Source organism: Rhodoblastus sp., from assembly GCF_052145335.1.
Classification (GTDB): Bacteria; Pseudomonadota; Alphaproteobacteria; order Rhizobiales; family Beijerinckiaceae; genus Rhodoblastus.
Genome location: NZ_JBKQOU010000249.1, coordinates 1 through 18,054 on the forward strand (window position 1 = coordinate 1; position 18,054 = coordinate 18,054).

Annotated in this window: 13 protein-coding genes; 9 read left to right on the top strand and 4 right to left on the bottom strand. The window is 62.7% G+C overall.

The features are described from left to right. The coding region (locus ACLP2E_RS15915) for an inorganic phosphate transporter (protein ID WP_442466488.1) at window positions 1-1,471 on the top strand (1,471 nt) is incomplete at its 5' end. Window positions 1,472-1,577: 106 nt separating this feature from the next. Here the strand turns inward: ACLP2E_RS15915 and ACLP2E_RS15920 are convergent. Together ACLP2E_RS15920 and ACLP2E_RS15925 are read right to left on the bottom strand one after the other, a co-directional pair. Continuing rightward, the gene (locus ACLP2E_RS15920) at window positions 1,578-1,823 is read right to left on the bottom strand and encodes a DUF7662 domain-containing protein (protein ID WP_442462433.1); all 246 of its coding nucleotides are present in this window, start codon (window positions 1,821-1,823) and stop codon (window positions 1,578-1,580) included. 90 nt (window positions 1,824-1,913) lie between these two features. Beyond that, the gene (locus ACLP2E_RS15925) at window positions 1,914-2,564 is read right to left on the bottom strand and encodes a class I SAM-dependent methyltransferase (protein WP_442466489.1); all 651 of its coding nucleotides are present in this window, start codon (window positions 2,562-2,564) and stop codon (window positions 1,914-1,916) included. A gap of 86 nt (window positions 2,565-2,650) precedes the next feature. On the opposite strand from ACLP2E_RS15925, the gene ACLP2E_RS15930 reads away from it, so the two are divergent. Then, window positions 2,651-4,162 carry an acyl-CoA synthetase gene (locus ACLP2E_RS15930; protein WP_442466490.1) on the top strand — a complete coding sequence of 504 codons (1,512 nt, stop codon included), beginning with the start codon at window positions 2,651-2,653 and terminating at the stop codon, window positions 4,160-4,162. On the opposite strand, the gene ACLP2E_RS15935 is transcribed toward ACLP2E_RS15930, so the two are convergent. Next, entirely contained in the window at window positions 4,153-4,602 is a 450-nt protein-coding gene (locus ACLP2E_RS15935; protein ID WP_442462436.1) for an RrF2 family transcriptional regulator, read from the bottom strand. The genes ACLP2E_RS15930 and ACLP2E_RS15935 overlap by 10 nt on opposite strands. 135 nt (window positions 4,603-4,737) lie before the next feature. Here ACLP2E_RS15935 and ACLP2E_RS15940 point away from each other — a divergent pair, with 135 nt between their 5' ends. The 6 genes from ACLP2E_RS15940 (at window position 4,738) to glgX (ending at window position 15,213) form a co-directional block, all read left to right on the top strand. Next, on the top strand, window positions 4,738-6,057 hold the full coding sequence (locus ACLP2E_RS15940; protein ID WP_442466491.1) for an AmpG family muropeptide MFS transporter: 1,320 nt from the start codon (window positions 4,738-4,740) through the stop codon (window positions 6,055-6,057). A gap of 47 nt (window positions 6,058-6,104) precedes the next feature. Next, window positions 6,105-8,597: a glycogen/starch/alpha-glucan phosphorylase gene (locus ACLP2E_RS15945; RefSeq protein ID WP_442462438.1), complete on the top strand. Its 2,493-nt coding sequence runs from the start codon at window positions 6,105-6,107 to the stop codon at window positions 8,595-8,597. A gap of 136 nt (window positions 8,598-8,733) precedes the next feature. After that, the gene (glgC, locus tag ACLP2E_RS15950; protein WP_442462439.1) at window positions 8,734-9,993 is read left to right on the top strand and encodes a glucose-1-phosphate adenylyltransferase; all 1,260 of its coding nucleotides are present in this window, start codon (window positions 8,734-8,736) and stop codon (window positions 9,991-9,993) included. Beyond that, window positions 9,993-11,438 carry a glycogen synthase GlgA gene (glgA, locus tag ACLP2E_RS15955; RefSeq protein ID WP_442462440.1) on the top strand — a complete coding sequence of 482 codons (1,446 nt, stop codon included), beginning with the start codon at window positions 9,993-9,995 and terminating at the stop codon, window positions 11,436-11,438. The genes glgC and glgA overlap by 1 nt, the downstream gene beginning before the upstream one ends. Further along, complete coding sequence (locus tag ACLP2E_RS15960) at window positions 11,435-13,081, top strand: alpha-D-glucose phosphate-specific phosphoglucomutase (RefSeq protein WP_442466492.1); 1,647 nt, start codon at window positions 11,435-11,437, stop codon at window positions 13,079-13,081. Before glgA ends, ACLP2E_RS15960 begins: the two co-directional genes overlap by 4 nt. A 74-nt stretch (window positions 13,082-13,155) precedes the next feature. Continuing rightward, window positions 13,156-15,213: a glycogen debranching protein GlgX gene (gene glgX / locus ACLP2E_RS15965; protein WP_442466493.1), complete on the top strand. Its 2,058-nt coding sequence runs from the start codon at window positions 13,156-13,158 to the stop codon at window positions 15,211-15,213. Here glgX and ACLP2E_RS15970 read toward each other — a convergent pair. After that, window positions 15,198-16,688 (bottom strand): hypothetical protein, encoded by a 1,491-nt coding sequence (locus ACLP2E_RS15970; RefSeq protein WP_442466494.1) that lies wholly within the window; start codon window positions 16,686-16,688, stop codon window positions 15,198-15,200. The two genes, glgX and ACLP2E_RS15970, sit on opposite strands and share 16 nt — an antisense overlap. Before the next feature lie 300 nt (window positions 16,689-16,988). Between ACLP2E_RS15970 and nadA the strand changes: the two genes are divergently transcribed. Next, complete coding sequence (nadA, locus tag ACLP2E_RS15975) at window positions 16,989-18,017, top strand: quinolinate synthase NadA (protein ID WP_442466503.1); 1,029 nt, start codon at window positions 16,989-16,991, stop codon at window positions 18,015-18,017. Window positions 18,018-18,054: the final 37 nt, after the last annotated feature.

Genomic DNA, 18,054 nt, shown 5'->3' on the forward strand with positions numbered 1-18,054 from the left:
TTCCGATCTTGGCTCCAAGGTGGTGGACGTCACTTTCTGGCCTTTCATCCTGCTCGGCGTCGCCTTGCTGATCGCGCTGGGCTTCGAATTCGTCAACGGCTTCCACGACACCGCCAATGCGGTCGCCACCGTCATCTACACCCATTCGCTGCCCGCCAACTACGCGGTGATGTGGTCAGGCTTTTTCAACTTTCTCGGCGTTCTGACCTCCAGCGGCGCCGTCGCCTTCGGCATCATTTCGCTGCTGCCGGTCGAACTGATCCTGCAGGTCGGCTCGGACGCCGGCTTCGCCATGGTCTTCGCCCTGCTCATCGCCGCGATCATCTGGAACCTCGGCACCTGGTGGCTCGGCCTGCCGGCCTCCTCGTCGCACACCTTGATCGGTTCGATCATCGGCGTCGGCGTCACCAACGCGCTTATGCGCGGCCGGGATGGAACCGCCGGCGTCGACTGGAGCAAGGCCACCGAAATCGGCTACGCGCTGCTGCTGTCGCCGCTGGTCGGCTTCATCTGCGCCTGGGGCATGCTGAAGCTGATGAAATTGCTGATCAAGAAGCCCGAGCTTTACGCCGCCCCGACCGGCGACGGCACGCCGCCGCTGTGGATCCGCGCTTTGCTGATCTTCACCTGCACCGGCGTCTCCTTCGCCCATGGCTCGAACGACGGCCAGAAGGGCATGGGCCTGATCATGCTGATCCTGATCGGCACGGTTCCCACCGCCTACGCCCTGAACCGCTCGCTGCCGGAAAGCCACATCGCCCAGTTCACCAAGAACTCGGTCGCCGCCGAGCAAGTGGTGACCTCAAAGGCCGCCGGCTACAATATCATCGGCGACCCGCGCCCCGCCGTCACCGCGTTTATTTCGGAGCACAAGATCACCGAAGGCACCGTTCCGTCGCTTGCGGCGCTGATCCGGGACATCGACCAGCAGGTCGCGTCGTTTGGCTCGATCGCCAAAGTGCCGCTCGAAAACGTCGGCAACACCCGTAACGACATGTATCTGGCCTCGGAAGCCATTCGCTTCCTGATGAAGGACAAGGCCGTCGAACTGACCGTCTCCGACATCGCCGCGCTCAAGGCCTACAAGGGCTCTCTCGACCAGGCGACCAAATTCATCCCGATCTGGGTGAAGATCGTCGTCGCCATCGCGCTCGGCCTTGGCACCATGATCGGCTGGAAGCGCATTGTCGTCACCGTCGGCGAAAAGATCGGCAAGACCCACCTGACCTATGCCCAGGGCGCTTCGGCGGAACTGGTGGCCATGGCGACCATCGGCGCCGCCGACGGTTTCGGCCTGCCGGTCTCGACCACCCACGTCCTGTCTTCCGGCGTCGCCGGCACCATGGCGGCCAATGGTTCGGGCCTGCAGATGTCGACCCTGCGCAACCTGGCCCTGGCCTGGGTTCTGACCCTGCCGGTCGCGATGCTGCTGTCGGGCTCGCTCTACTGGATCTTCCGCCACGTGTTCTGAGCGCAAGCGGAGTTCGAAAATTTGGGGGTGGCCGAGAGGCCGCCCTTTTTTTAGGTGTATGCAAAGAAAAAAGACTTAAAGGTCCGAGCGGCACGCGCGCCACGGATTAAGAGACCTTTTGAAACTTAACCCTGTTTCTGCCGCTGATTAAGAACGCATCATAGCCTGCAGCGCGCCAAGCTTCGCGCTGAACATGAGAAGATGGCCCGGCGACGTTAGCCCACCATTGCGGTCGGGAGGCGCTAGCCGGAAGGGAGCCTTCGATTATCTCTTCGATCTCTTTGAACGTAAGTTCGAAGGTCGAAAGGTGCTGCTTTTGTAGATGATCGCGTAGCGCCGAATACTTGCTCATGTTGGCCTCTTTCACTGCAGAAATTCGAGCAATCGTCACAAAAAAAGCGCCGCTTTTGCAAGCGGCGCCTTGTCCTATTGCACTGGAAGTTCAGAGCGGACGCAGGCGGATCATCTTCAGCACATCGCTGCGTATAAAAGTCTCGTCGATCACTTCCAGCCCGGCCTGATCGAAATAATCTTCGGTCTTCGGCGTATAGGTGGCGGCGAAGGTTCCGTTCAGCCAGGCCGACATCAGTTTTTGGCGGGCGCGCACCAGCGGGCGCGGCGAAAGGCGGTAATCGACGATGCGGATCTCGCCGCCCGGCTTGCACACCCGCCGGAGTTCCGACAGAGCCGCCGCCTGCTCGTGATCCTCGATACAGGCAAAGACGAAAGTGGCGACGATGCCGTCGAAGGTCGCGTCCGGCCAGTCGAGCCGGGTCAGGTCGGAGCAACGCAATTCGACCAGTTGTCCGAGCTTGTCGGCCCGCGCCCGCGCCTTCTCCAGCATGGCCGCGCTGGCGTCGCAGCCGAAAGCCTTGACGCCCGGGGGGTAGGCGACGAAATTGCAGCCGGTGCCGACGCCCGCGTCGAGAATGGCGCCGTGGAGGCCTTCGAAAACCCGGCGGCGCAGGGCGCGCTTCCAGGCGATTTCATAAGGGGCGTCCAGGAAGTCGTAAAGAAAGGCGATGCGGTCATATGTCTTGCGGGCGTTCAGACTATCGACATTGGTCATCGACTCGGACACGGATTGCGACATGGGCCTTCCTTTCAACTTGACGGGGGGGCATCGCGCCTGCCTATGAAAATCGGGTGACAGAAGCATGAAGGTTTGTTTTTCTCGCCATGACTCTTCCACATGATCCGTTCAATCTCGCCGCCTTCTGCCTGGCGGAGAACGCGGCGCGCCGAACGGCCAAGACCGCTTTGGTGCTGGCCGGCCCGCAGGACGATCAAAGCCTGACCTATGGCGAAATGGACCTCGCCGTGCGTCGCCTCGCCGCCGGCTTTTCCTCCCTCGGCTTTTCACGGGGCGACCGGGTCATGATCCGGCGCGGCAACGACCTCGATTATGTCTTGAGCTTTTTCGCTTTGGTCGCCGCCGGCCTCGTGGCCCTGCCTGCCTCGGCGCAACTGACCGCGGAGGAGGTGGATTTCCTGCTCGCCGATTCGGGCGCCCAAGCGATCGTCTGCTCCCAGGGCCTCGCGGCGGCCGCGGGCGCGCACGTCATCGATGCGCAGGAACTGTCGCGCCTCGCCGCCTTCGACCCCATGCCCTATGCGGCGACTTTTCGCGACGATCCCGCCTATCTCATCTATACGTCCGGCACGGCCAGCCGCCCCAAAGGCGTGTTGCATGCCCAGCGCGTCATTTTGGGACGCGCTCCCATGCTCGACCACTGGCTCGGCCTTTCGGAGCAGGACGTGGTCCTGCACGCCGGCGCCTTCAACTGGACCTATACGCTCGGCGTCGGCCTGATGGACCCTTTTTCACGGGGCGCTTCGGCGGTTTTGTACAACGGGCCGCCCGATCCCGGCGTGTGGCCGCGCCTCATCGCGCGTCACCGCGCCAGTATCTTCGCCGCCGTGCCCGGCGTCTATCGCCAGATGTTGCGTGAACCCTCCTGCACGGCGAAAAATCTCGCCAGCCTGCGGCACGGACTGACGGCGGGCGAGGCGCTGGCGCCGGCATTGCGCGAAAAATTCATCGGCCTGACAGGCAAGCCGCTCTATGAGGCGTTGGGGATGAGCGAAATTTCGACCTATATTTCCAGCGGCCCGACCATTCCTGTCCGGCCCGGTTCGCCCGGCAAGGCGCAGCCGGGACGAAAGGTCGCCATCCTGCCCCTGGAAGAGGGCGTGACGCCGTTGCCGGCGAAAAACACTGGCCTGATCGCCGTCCAACGCTGCGACCCCGGCCTGATGCTGCGCTATTGGAACCGCCCCGAAGCGGAAGAGGAAATTTATCGCGGCGAGTGGTTCATCGGCGGCGATGTCGCCGAAATGGACGAAGACGGCTATTTCTGGCTGCACGGGCGCCGCGACGACCTGATGAACGCGCAAGGTTATCGGGTTTCGCCGGCGGAAGTCGAAGCGGCGTTGTCCCATGCGCCTGATGTCGCCGATGTCGCCGTGGCGGAAAGAAAACTGCGCTCCGATGTCGGCGTAATCTGCGCTTTCGTCGTTCTCGCGCCCGGCGCGCGGGCCGACGAGGCGGCGCTGGCCGCCCACTGCGCCGAACATCTCGCCGGTTACAAGAACCCCAAAAAATACGTGTTTCTCAAAGCCCTGCCGCGCACAAAGAACGGCAAGATCGCGCGGCGGCTGCTTCCGGAGATAGCTGCGGTTCAGATGTGAAACGTCTCTGTCGCCTCGGACGGCGCGCCCAGCGCCCGCATGTCCGCGAGCGTATGGTTGTCGAGAACGGAGGCGATGGCGTTGCGGGCCTTGACCATGATCAGCCGAACCGTGCAGATTTTTTCGTCGCCGCAATCGTCGCAGGAGCGATAGGCGGTGACGCTGGCGCATTGGATCGGCGCCAAAGGCCCGTCCAGGACCCGCACGATCTGGCCGACGCTGATTTCGCTTGCCGGCCGCGCCAGCCCATAGCCGCCACCCTTGCCTTTTTTCGAGAAAACCAGCCCGGAATTACGCAATTCCGACAGAATCTGGTCGAGAAATTTTTTCGGAATGGCGTTGCTATCGGCCATTTCCTGCACCTGGGCCAGCGCGCCCGGCGTCAGGCCGGCGAGGTGAACCATCGCCTTGAGGCCGTATTTTCCTTTGTTGGTCAGCATTTTTCCTGATCCTGAGGCGACTCGCCCAGTTTCGATTAAAATAACAGCATTGGACCTATTTATTCCACTAATACGATGGAAAAAAGGGATGTCGTGATTTTCGCTTTTGCGGGACGTCCATGGCATAATCCACCCATGCAGTTCGAATCGCAGCGTAAATCCCTGACCCGTCTGTTCGCCGACAAGCGGTTGGCCCTGATGCTGGCGCTCGGATTTTCCTCGGGCCTGCCCTTCCTTTTGGTGTTTTCAACGCAATCGGCCTGGCTGCGCGAAGCCGGGGTCGCGCGCGAGCATATCGGCCTGATGAGCTGGGTCGCTCTGGCCTATTCGCTTAAATTCCTTTGGGCGCCGCTGCTCGACCAATATGACGCCCCTGCGATCGGTCGCATACTGGGACGCAGGCGCGGCTGGATGGCGCTGACGCAAGCGGGCGTCGCTCTCGCTCTGGTCGGTCTCGCCTTTGGCGATCCCGGCCACAACCTGCCCTGGACCATCGCCTTCGCGTTTCTTCTGGGCTTTTGCGCCGCGACCCAGGATGTGGTCATCGACGGCTGGCGAATCTCCATCGCTCCGCCTGAGCAGCAGGGAGAACTCTCGGCGGCCAGCCAGTTCGGCTATCGCTTCGGCATGCTCGGCGCCGGCGCCGGCGCGCTCTATATAGCCGAAGCCGCCAGCTGGCGAACCGCCTATCTCGTGATGGCCTGTTTGATGAGCGTCGGCCTCGCCGCAACCCTGCTCGCGGCGGAACCGGCTTTCAGCGCCGAGAGCCACAGGCGCAAGAGCTTGCGCGAGGCTTTCGTCGATCCGTTGAAGGATTTCTTCCGGCGTCAGGGCCGCAACGCGCTTTTGTTCATCGCCTTGCTGGCGATCTATCGGCTGCCCGATTTCGTTTCCGGCGTCATGGCCAATCCGCTTTATATAGACTTGGGCTTTTCCAAAGCCGAGATCGCCTCGATCACCAAGGTTTTCGGGTTTGCCGTAGGACTGGCCGGGATTTTTGCCGGCGGCCTCGCCGTGGCGCGGCTGGGACTGATGCCGTCGTTGCTGATCGGCGGCGTCGCCGCCAGCGCCTCGCATCTGAGCCTCGCCCTCGTGGCGACCCAGGGGCATGATTTGAGATTTCTGACGCTTTCGATCTGCGTCGAGAATTTCGCCGGCGGTTTCGCCGGCACGGCCCTGATCGCCTTCATGTCGTCGCTGACCTCGCCGCTTTACGCCGCCGCGCAATACGCCTTGCTGTCTTCCCTTTATGCCCTGCCCGGCAAACTGCTCGGCGGCTTTTCCGGCTATGCCGTCGCCGCTTTCGGCTATCCGGCCTTTTTCGTCGCTACCTCCTGCATCGGCCTGCCGGTCGCGGCGATCTGCATTGCCGTTTGGCGCACACAGTCCCGGCATGAAGATCCATCAAACATTTCGTCGGCGTCCGACGAAACCGACAAAGCGATTGCCAGTTAGCGATTTCGCTGCTTGACAGATGCGCGAAAAAACCTGAACGAGCCGCCATGAACGAACTTTATCCCGCCGTTTCCACAGAACAGGCGTCTGAATCCGCCCTTGGCGCCGGCGACGATCTGGTCGCCCGCCTCCGCGCGGCCGTGCTGGAAAAGCTCACCTACAGCGTCGGCAAGGACCGCAACGCCGCCTCCGAGCGCGACTGGTTCATGGCGGTGGCGCTGGCGGCGCGCGACCGGATCGTCGACGACTGGCTGACCTCGGTGCGCGGCAACTACCGCGACAACCGCCGTCGCGTCTATTATCTGTCGCTGGAGTTCCTGATCGGCCGCCTGCTGGTCGATTCTTTGAGCAATACCGGCCTTCTGGAGCCGATGCGCGCGGCCTTGGCCGGTCTCGACATCGACCTCGACAAGCTGCGCAACATCGAGCCCGACGCCGCGCTCGGCAATGGCGGCCTCGGACGACTCGCCGCCTGTTTCATGGAAAGCATGGCCACTTTGTCGATCGCCGCGCATGGCTATGGCATTCGCTATGACCACGGTCTGTTCCGCCAGACCATCAGCGACGGCTGGCAGCACGAATATCCGGAAGACTGGCTCGATTTCGGCAATCCCTGGGAGTTTTCGCGGCCGGAGGTGAATTACGCCATCGGTTTTGGCGGCGTGGTCGACAGCAAGCCGCGCCCGCATGGCGCGCCGGCGCAGATCTGGCGCCCGTCGGAGACGGTCGAAGCCGTCGCCTATGACACGCCGGTGGTCGGATGGCGCGGCGTCCACGTCAACACCTTGCGGCTGTGGTCGGCGCGCGCGCCCGATCCATTGCGTCTCGACGTGTTCAACCAGGGTGACTACGTCGGCGCTCTCGCCGACCGGATGCGCGCCGAATCGATCTCGAAAGTGCTCTATCCCAGCGATTCCACACCGGCGGGGCAGGAACTGCGCCTGCGCCAGGAATATTTCTTCGCCTCGGCCTCGCTGCAAGACCTGATCCGCCGCCATCTCAAACAGCATGGCGACATCGAGACCCTGGCGGAAAAAGCGGCGATCCAGCTCAACGACACCCATCCGGCCATAGCGATAGCCGAAATGATGCGCCTGTTGGTCGACGCGCATGGACTGGACTGGGAGAAAGCCTGGCAGATCACCCAGGCGACCTTCTCCTACACCAATCATACATTGTTGCCGGAGGCGCTGGAGACCTGGCCGGCGCCCTTGATGGAGCGGCTGCTGCCGCGCCATATGCAGATCATCTATCTGATCAACGCCTTGCATCTCGACCGGTTGCGCCGCGAGGGCTATGACGACGCAGGCAAGCTCGCTTCCCTGTCGCTGATCGACGAGCATAACGGCCGGCATGTGCGCATGGGCCATCTCGCCTTTCTTGGCTCGCACAAGGTCAATGGCGTCTCCGCGCTCCATACGGAATTGGTGAAGCAGACCGTTTTCCGCGACCTGAACGAGATATTTCCCGACCGAATCGTCAACAAGACCAATGGCGTCACCTTCCGCCGCTGGCTGATCGAGGCCAATCCGCAGCTGACCCGCTTGTTGTGCGAAACGATCGGGCCTTCCGTGCTGGACGATTTTTCCGAGCTGGAAAAGCTCGAACCGCTGGCGGGCGACCTCGATTTCCAGAAGCGCTTCGCGGCAGCGAAACTCGCCAACAAGGAGGCGCTGGCCAAGCTCATCGCCGACCGGCTGCTGGTCAAGGTCGATCCAGCCGCTCTGTTCGACGTGCAGATCAAGCGCATCCATGAATACAAGCGACAATTGCTGAACATTCTGGAGACCATCGCCCTCTACAACGACATTCGCGCGCAACCCATGCGCGACTTCGTGCCTCGGGTAAAGATTTTCGCGGGCAAGGCGGCGGCGAGCTACACCCAAGCCAAGCTGATCATCAAACTGGCCAATGATGTCGCCCGCGTGGTCAACAACGACCCCACCGTGCGCGACCTGCTGAAAGTGGTTTTCCTGCCCAATTACAACGTCAGCCTGGCGGAATCGATCATTCCCGCCGCCGACCTGTCGGAGCAGATTTCGACGGCGGGCATGGAAGCCTCCGGCACCGGCAATATGAAAATGACGCTAAACGGCGCCTTGACCATCGGCACGCTCGACGGCGCCAATATCGAAATTCGAGAAAAGGTCGGCGATGATAATATCTTCATCTTCGGCCTGACCACCGAACAGGTGGCCGAGCATCGCCAAAATGTCGCCGACTCGTGCGAAACCATCGCCAATTCGCCAATCCTGCGCGAAGTGCTGGATTCGGTGGCCCACGGCGTGTTCTCGCCGGACGACCGCAACCGCTACGCCCAGCTTGTCAGCGTGCTGACCTATCACGACCATTTTCTGGTCACCGCCGATTTCGACGCCTATTACGCGGCGCAGCGCGCGGTGGATCGCAAATGGCGCGACCGAAAATCGTGGCAGCGTTCGGCGATCCTCAATACCGCCCGCGCGTCCTGGTTTTCCTCGGACCGGGCCATAGCGGAATACGCCGAGGAAATCTGGAAAGTGCCGGTGCGGGAGGGATGATCCTCCCTAAATTGAGATGGCGCAAATCGTTAACAGCCGCTCGGCGCTAAAAAGGGCGAGCGGCCAGAACCGGGGCAGGCTCGCTTTGTCCGGAGCCCGGTTGGCGTTTCGAACGTTTATTCGGCCGGAGACGGAAATGACGGTTGCAGCCCACTCCCCTCTGGCGCGTCAAGCCTTGGCCTATGTCCTGGCGGGTGGTCGCGGCTCCCGCCTGATGGAGCTGACCGACCGGCGCGCCAAGCCCGCCGTCTATTTCGGCGGAAAGTCCCGCATCATCGACTTCGCCCTGTCCAACGCCCTCAATTCCGGCATCAGGCGGATTTGCGTCGCCACCCAGTACAAGGCGCACAGCCTGATCCGCCATTTGCAGCGCGGCTGGACCTTTCTGCGCCCCGAGCGCAACGAAAGCTTTGATATATTGCCCGCCTCGCAGCGCGTGTCCGAGACCCAATGGTATGTCGGCACGGCCGACGCCGTGTTCCAGAACGCCGACATCGTCGAGGATTATGCGCCGCAATATATCGTCATCCTGGCCGGCGACCATATTTACAAGATGGATTACGAGCTGATGCTCCAGCAGCATGTCGACCAGGGCGCCGACGTGACGGTGGGCTGTCTGGAAGTCTCGCCCGAGGAGGCGAAGGGCTTTGGCGTGATGGGTGTGGACAAGCTGGACCGCATCGTCAGCTTCGTCGAAAAGTCGAGTGACCCGCCAACCATGCCCGGAAAGCCCGACCGTTGCCTCGCCAGCATGGGGATTTACGTCTTCGACGCCAAATTCCTGTTCGACCTGCTGCGCCGCGACGCCGCCGACGTCAATTCAAGCCATGATTTCGGCAAGGATCTGATCCCTTTCATTGTCGCCAACGGCAAGGCCGTGGCGCATCGCTTTTCCGACTCCTGCGTGCGCTCGGAAAACGAGACGCGCGCCTATTGGCGCGACGTCGGCACGATCGACGCTTATTGGGCCGCCAATATCGATCTCACCGAAATCACTCCGGAACTCGATCTGTTCGACCGCAACTGGCCGATCTGGACATATAACGAACTGACCGCGCCGGCCAAATTCGTCCATGACGAGGAAGGCCGGCGCGGTCACGCGATTTCCTCGCTGGTTTCCGGGGGCAGCATCGTCTCGGGGTCTTCGCTCCGCCGCAGCCTGCTGTTCAACAATGTGCGGGCCAATTCCTTTTCCCATGTGCATTTTTCCGTCATTCTGCCGGAAGTCGACATCGGCCGTTGGGCGCGGCTGACCAATGTGATTGTCGATCGCGGCGTGCGCATTCCGGAAGGCCTGGTGATCGGCGAGGACCCGGAGCTTGACGCGGCGCGGTTCCGCCGCAGCGAAAGAGGCGTCTGCCTCGTGACCCAGCCGATGATCGATCGGCTGTTGTGATGGACGGACTGGCCGTGCTCTCCATCGCCTCGGAGATATATCCGCTGGTCAAGACCGGCGGCCTCGCCGATGTCGCCGGGGCCCTGCCCCTGGCGCTGGCGCAGGAAAATGTCGCGGTCTCCACTCTCGTCCCCGGCTATGCCGCCGTGCTCGACGGTCTGGAAAAGGCCGAGCCGGTGGCGCGTTTCAAGGACCTGTTCGGCGCCCCGGCGCGCATTCTGCGCGGCAATTCGGGGGCGCTCGACTTGTTCGCGCTCGATGCGCCGCATCTCTATCTTCGCCCCGGCGGCCCCTATCTCGGTCCCGACGGGCTGGACCATGCCGACAACGCCCAGCGTTTCGCCGCCCTGGCCAGAGCCGGCGCGGCTTTGTCGCAGGGGCTGGCGGACGGTTTCGCGCCCGACGTGGTCCACGCCCATGACTGGCAGGCCGGCCTGACCGCCGCCTATCTGCGCTTCAGCGGACGGCGCTCGCCGGCTTGCGTCCTCACCATCCACAATCTCGCTTTCCAGGGCCTGTTTCCCTCAGGCTTGCTCGCGCCGTTGGGCCTGCCGGAAGCGAGTCTGGTCACCGAAGGGCTCGAATATTACGGCCAGATCAGTTTCTTGAAAAGCGGCGTCAATTATTCCGACGCCATCACCACCGTCTCGCCGACCTATGCGCAGGAAATCCTCGAGCCCGATCAGGGCATGGGTTTCGACGGCCTGTTGCGCTCCCGGGGAGACGTCCTGTTCGGCATCCGCAACGGCATCGACACGCGGGTCTGGGACCCGGCCTCGGACCCGCTGGTCACGAAACATTATTCCCTGCGTACGATCAAAGCCCGCGCGGAAAACACCCGCGCGCTGCGGAAGAAAATGGGCCTGCCGGAAATCGACGGGGCGCTGCTGCTCGGCGTGGTCAGTCGGTTGTCGAGCCAGAAGGGACTGGATCTCGTCCTCGACTGCCTGCCTTTGTTCGAGCCGCTCAATCTGCAACTGGCCCTGCTCGGCTCCGGCGACCCCGCGCTGGAGCACGCATTCGCCGCGGCGGCCAGCGAGTCCCCGGACCGGATCGCGGCGCGTTTCGGCTATGCCGAGGATCTCGCCCATATGATCCAGGCCGGCGCCGATATGCTGCTCGTCCCCTCGCGTTTCGAGCCCTGTGGCCTGACCCAGCTTTGCGCCCTGCGCTATGGCGCGGTGCCGCTGACCTCGCGGGTCGGCGGCCTCGCGGATACGATCATCGACGCCAATGACATGGCGCTTTCGGCAGGCTGCGCCACCGGCCTGCAGTTCGAGCCGGTCGCCGCCGGCGCCTTGGCCGCCGCCTTGCGCAAGGCGGCCGGACTTTTTGCCGACCCGCCGCTCTGGCGCCAAATCCAGCTCAATGGCATGAAATGCGATGTGAGCTGGACTCAGCCCGCCAAAACTTACGCCAACCTGTTCCGGAACCTCGCCGCATGAACGCTTCGTTTCCGCAAATCCAGACCGTCGCGACGAAGCCCTTCGCCGACCAGCGTCCCGGCACCTCCGGCCTGCGCAAGAAGACGACCGTGTTCCAGCAGCCGCATTATCTCGCCAATTTCGTCCAGTCGATTTTTTCATCACTGGAAGGTTTTGAGGGAAAAAAGCTGGTTCTCGGCGGCGACGGCCGGTTCTTCAATCGCGAAGCGATCCAGATCGTCCTGAAAATGGCGGCGGCCAATGGTTTTGGCGAAATCATTGTCGGACGCGGCGGAATCCTCTCCACCCCCGCCGCCTCGGCGGTGATCCGCGCCGAGAAGGCCTTTGGGGGCATCGTACTCTCCGCCAGCCATAATCCGGGTGGCCCGGACGGCGATTTTGGCATCAAATACAACATCTCCAATGGCGGTCCCGCCCCGGAAAAAATCACCGAGGCGATTTTCGCCCATAGCGAAACAATCGAAAGCTACAAGATCATCGAAGCGACGAATGTCGATCTCGACACGCCAGGAGAGACCCAGCTTGGCGCGGCGAAAGTGCGCGTCGTCGATCCAGTCGCCATTTATCTCGAACTGATGGAGAGCCTGTTCGATTTCGAGGCCATCGCGGCGATGTTCCGCGACGGCTTCACCTTGAAATTCGACGCGATGAGCGCCGTCACCGGCCCCTATGCCAAGGCGATTTTCGAGGAAAGGCTTGGCGCTGGCCCCGGCAGCGTGATCAACGCCGAGCCGCTGGAGGATTTCGGCGGCCATCACCCCGACCCCAATCTCGTCCACGCCAAACATTTGCTCGATCTCGCCATGTCGGCGCAGTCGCCCGATTTATGCGCGGCTTCCGACGGCGACGGCGACCGCAATCTGATCATCGGGCGCAGCCAGTTCGTCACGCCTTCCGACAGTCTCGCGATCCTCGCCGCCAACGCCCATCTGGTGAAGGGTTATCGCGCAGGGTTAGCGGGCGTCGCCCGCTCCATGCCGACCAGCCGCGCCGCCGACCTTGTGGCGAAAAAGCTGGGGATCGGCATGTACGAGACGCCGACGGGCTGGAAATTTTTCGGCAATCTGCTCGACGCCGGCCGCGTCACCATTTGCGGCGAGGAAAGCGCCGGCGCCAGTTCCAATCATGTCCGCGAGAAGGACGGGGTCTGGGCGGTGCTGATGTGGCTGAACATATTGGCCGTCCGCAAGCAGAGCGTCGCCGACATCGTGCGCCTCCACTGGGCCGAATATGGCCGCAATTATTATTCGCGCCACGATTACGAAGAAGTGGCGAGCGAAGGCGCCAATGCGCTGGTCGCGTCCTTGCGCAAAAAACTGCCGTGCCTCGCCGGGACAAGTTTTGGCGGGCTGAAAATCGAGGCGGCGGACGATTTCGCCTATAACGATCCCATCGATGGCTCGGTCTCGAAACAGCAGGGCATCCGCATCCTTTTCACGGATGGTTCGCGCATCGTCTATCGCCTGTCCGGCACCGGCACCTCGGGCGCCACCTTGCGCGTCTATATCGAGCGCTATGAACCCGACCCGGCGAAACACGATCTCGAAACGCAAGGCGCCCTGGCCGATCTGGTCGCTTGCGCCGAAAAGCTCGCCGAAATCCGCCATCACACAGGACGGACCGAGCCGAGCGTCATTACCTGAGGGCGGGGGGGCCATTGTTCGAAACCCTCATTGCTTCGCTTCGCTCGCAATAACCGACCAGAGGCGGGCGCCACATGCCTGAAAATTTTTCTGTCTCCCCCGGCTCGCCCGACGAACTCGGCCTTGTATTGGGCGAAGGCGGCGGCAATTTCGCGCTTTATTCGGAAACCGCCACGGCGGTCGATTTCTGCCTGTTCAACGCGGCGGACAAGGAGACCCTCCGTCTGCGCCTTCCCGGCCGCAGCGGTTCCGTCTTTCATGGTTTCATCCATGGATTGCAGGAAGGCGCGCGTTACGGCCTGCGCGTCCACGGCCCTTACGATTCTGCGCGCGGACTTCGTCATAACCCTGCCAAACTGCTGATCGACCCCTACGCCCTCGAGCTCGACCGCTGCATCGAGCTGCACCCGTCGATGCTGGGTTTTGCCGCCGACGGCTCGCCCTCCGCCGAGGACAGCGCCGCCTACGTTGCCAAGGCCGTCGCGAAAAAGCCGGTCTTGGCGACGGATGCGCCGCGCCGTAAAAAGCGCTGGGCGGAAACCATCGTCTATGAACTGCATGTGCGCGGCTTCACCAGGCTCATGCCGGAAATCCCTGAAAATCTGCGCGGAACCTTCGCCGGTCTCGCCCATCCCGCTTCCATCGCCGCGCTCAAAAATCTCGGCGTCAATACGCTGGAGCTGATGCCCTGCGCCGCCTGGATCGACGAGCGGCATCTGCCGCCCTTGGGCCTGAAGAATTACTGGGGCTACAACCCTGTCGCCTTCATGGCCCCGGACCCGCGTCTCGCTCCCGGCGGCTGGAAAGAAGTGCGCGAATCCGTCGCCGCGCTTCAGGCGTCGGGTTTCGATGTGCTGGTCGATGTCGTGCTCAACCACAGCGGCGAAAGCGACGAACTCGGGCCCACGATTTCGCTGCGTGGAATCGACAACGCCAGTTTCTACCGGCTGACCGAGAACCCCGCGCTCTACGTCAACGACGCTGGCTGCGGCAACATCTTGCGCTTCGACCATCCCGCCGTCATCCGCCTCGCCATGGACAGCTTGCGCGCCTGGGCGCAACTCGGCGGCGTCGATGGGTTCCGCTTCGATCTCGCCGTCACGCTGGCGCGGCGCGGCGACGGCTTCGATCCCCAGGCTCCCTTGCTCGCGGCGATCGAGCAGGACCCCGTGTTGCGTCATCTGAAAATGATTGCCGAGCCCTGGGACATCGGCCCCGGCGGCTATCGCTCAGGACAATTTCCGCCGCGCTGGAGCGAATGGAACGATCGTTTCCGCGACGACATGCGAAAATTCTGGCGGGGCGATGGCGGTATGGTCGGGGCGCTGGCGTCGGGCCTGGCCGGCTCGGCGCCGACTTTCGCAAAATTCGACCGGCCGACGAAAAGCGTCAATTTCATCACCGCCCACGACGGCTTTACGCTGGCCGATCTCGTCGCCTACGAGCGCAAGCACAACGAGGCCAACGGCGAACAGAACCGCGACGGGACCGACTGCAATTATTCGTGGAACAATGGCGCCGAAGGCCCCACCGATGACGAAGAAATTCGGGCGCTCCGGCGCCGCGACCAGCGCAATCTGCTGGCGACGCTTTTTTCCGCGCGAGGGCTGCCCATGCTGGCGATGGGCGCGGAATGCGGCCATAGCCAGAACGGCAACAACAACGCTTATGCGCAGGACAATTTTCTGACCTGGCTCGATTGGGGCAACGCCGACCAAAAGCTCATCGCCTTCACCAGGAAGCTGATCGCGCTGCGGCTGGGCGAGGCGGCCTTGCATCGCGACGCCTTCCTGACCGGGGCGCGTCTCGACGACAGCGGGATTCCCGATGCGCAATGGTTTTCCGCCGAGGGCGCGCCGATGACGGAAGCGCAATGGCGCGAGAGCGAAAGACGTTTTCTCGGCCTGTCGCTTTACGCGGAAAATTCGCGTGTGCTGCTGCTGCTCAATGCCGGAGACGCCGTGGTTTTTCCCTTGCCCGCTCCGCGCGAAGGAAGAGTCTGGCGCCTGGCCATCGACACTTTCGTCGATGAAACCGCGGAGCGCGAAATTGGCGAAGGAGGGAATTTTTTGGTCGAGTCGCGCAGCGTGAAAATTCTGCTCGAGGCCGCCCGCGTTCACCGCCTCGCGTAAACGCTCGCAACCTCGTCGCGATAGACTTTCCGCCAATCGGGCGAGGCTTCCAGGACCTGATTGGCCGGCAGAACAGTCGGGAGCAGGGTCCAGCCGATTTCCCGGTTGGCGAGTAGCGCGGCCAAGAACTCCGGCTTGCGTCCCGCCAGCGCCAGCGACAAGTCGTAATGCATGGGTCCGAACAGTTCCGCGCGTCCGTCAACATAGGTCGGGACATGCTGGCCGACCAGAAAGCCGCCGAACTGGTCCTCGTTCAACACCTGTCCCCGCACGCCGGCTGCACGGGCGGCGTCGAGCGCGGCTTGCGGCGCGATCCCTGCTGGAAGGTTCAAGCCGCCGCGCCCGGTCAGGGTCCAGAGCGCCAGCAGACCAACAGCCGCCGCGGCAGGTACGCGCCATTTTTGGCGCTCCAGACGGTGGATTTTCCCCTGCAGGGCGGCGACCGGCGCGGCGACGAGCAGAGCGACGACCATCAGGCCAAGCGTTTCCTGCCGCACGTGGGCGAGAGCCGAATGGAGCAAGGCCAGCAACAGGGCGACGCGCGGCGGGGGCAGACGCAAGCCGCTGAGCAAGGCCCCGCCAAGGCCAAGCAGGAGGATGAATTCGAAATGGCCGAAGCTTGAGAAGTTCTGCGGCCGCCATTCGACGATCAGCCCAAGCGCCGGACCGAGCGCCAGGACGTCGCGCGCGGCGGCGAAAACGCGCCAGCCATAAGGATGAACCAACGCCGCCAGCAGGCACAGCAGCGCAAAAATGGCCCAGCGCAGACCGACGCGCAGGTGATTTTGCGAGGCGCGGAAGATGGATTCCCAGGCAAAAAAAGGCATCAGCACGAAGGCGAACAGGAAGGAGCCGTGCAGGTTGGCCCATAGGGTCAGCAGCAGCGCGGCGGGCCAGCTTGGGGCGCGGCCTTCTTCGGCTGCGTCCAGCAAGCGTGTGGCGAAAGCCGCCGCCACCGGCCAGACCAGCACATGCGGCCGCGCGAGCAAATGAAAATTACCGGCCAGGACGACGAGGCAGATGGCGATCAGTGCGAACAGTGGTCCCGCGCGGCGCTCCACCGCGGCAAAGACCAGCGCATAGGCGGCACAGGCCGCGACCAGCGCCAAGACGGCGAAGCCGGTCCAGCCGGCGAGATCGAAACCGAGCGCGAAAAAAACCTGCGACAGCCATTCCTTGGCGATCCAGTTCTGGCCGTTCATCGTCCAGGAATAGCTGTCGGCCAGGGGAAAATGACCGGAGGAGAGGATTTCCTGGCCGGTGCGGATATGCCAGAGCATGTCGGGGTCGAGGAGAAGCCCCGGCGCGGTCGGCAACAGAATCGTGAAAAAGCCGATCGCCGCCAGCGCCGTCAACGGCCAGTCGCAAGGCCACGAGAAGGCCAACGGCGGCAGGGCGCACCGACGCAAAAGGGATTTGACCCGGAAAAGCGCGTTTTCCTTGCGGCTGAGCTTGAAAAAGGCCAAGTCGGTCATGCCGGCGTCCCAAAATGAGCGGGCATGAGCGTAACTTGAAAAGGTTGACGGGTTTTGCGGGCCGCACCGCCCCTGCCGAAAACGATCCCGATTCGCCCTTGTCTTTATACTCACGGTGAGTATATGTAGAAAACGTGAATGGGGAGCCCTTATCCCCAAACCAAGCCGTCGCAACGGCCTTTTTATCGGTTCAAGTTATGCTCATATTGAGCATAACTAGGAGTGAGCGTCATGCAGGTTTCTTTCCTCCCGCGTGTTTCGACCCAGCCGCAAGGCAGGACCACGGCTAAGCCGCAAGAGATGTCCGCGGTCGCGCGCCATGACGTGCTTCCCATGCCGTCGCTGGCCTGGACGCCGGAAGTCGCGGGCGAGACGGCGCACCTCTACGAAAAGGTCAAGGCGATCATCCCGCCGATCGAGTGGCCTTTTCACGCGCCCTACGTCAAGGCGATCAACGACCTGAAAAAGCAGCGCAACGCCGTCATTCTGGCGCATAATTACCAGACTCCCGAAATCTACAATTGCGTCGCCGACGTGGTGGGCGACAGTTTGCAGTTGGCGCGCATAGCCGGCCAGTCGGACGCCCAAATCATCATCCAGGGCGGCGTGCATTTCATGGCCGAGACCTCCAAGCTGCTCAGCCCGGAAAAGACCGTGCTGATCCCGGATTCACGCGCCGGCTGCTCGCTCGCCGCCTCGATAACCGGGGCGGACGTCCGCGCGTTGCGGCGGAAATATCCGGGCGTTCCGGTCGTCGCCTATGTCAACACTTCCGCCGACGTGAAGGCGGAGGTCGACATCTGCTGCACCTCCTCCAACGCGGTGAAGGTGGTCGAAAGCCTTGGCGTCGATACGGTCATCATGGTTCCCGACCGTTTTCTCGCCGCCAATGTCGCGCGCCAGACCAAGGTGAAGATCGTCGCCTGGCATGGCGCCTGCGAGGTGCACGAGCGTTTCACCGCCGAGGAATTGCTGCGCTACCGTGAGGACGATCCCTCGATCCAGTTGCTCGCCCATCCCGAGTGCCCGCCGGAAGTGGTCGATGTCTGCGACTTTTCCGGCTCGACGGCGGCGATGATCGATTACGTCAAGACCCGCCAGCCCAAACGCGTGCTGCTCGTCACCGAATGTTCGATGGCGGATAATGTCGCGGCGGAAAATCCCGGCGTCGATTTCGTGCGCCCGTGCAACCTTTGCCCGCATATGAAGCGGATCACCCTGCCGAAAATTCTCGACAGCCTGGTCTATATGCGCGAGGAAGTGACGATCGACCCGGCATTGGCGCAGCGCGCCCGCCGCTCGGTCGAGCGGATGATCGAGCTGAAATAACCGCGCCTATCTCAGCCGGCGCCTCCCTTCTCCCTAC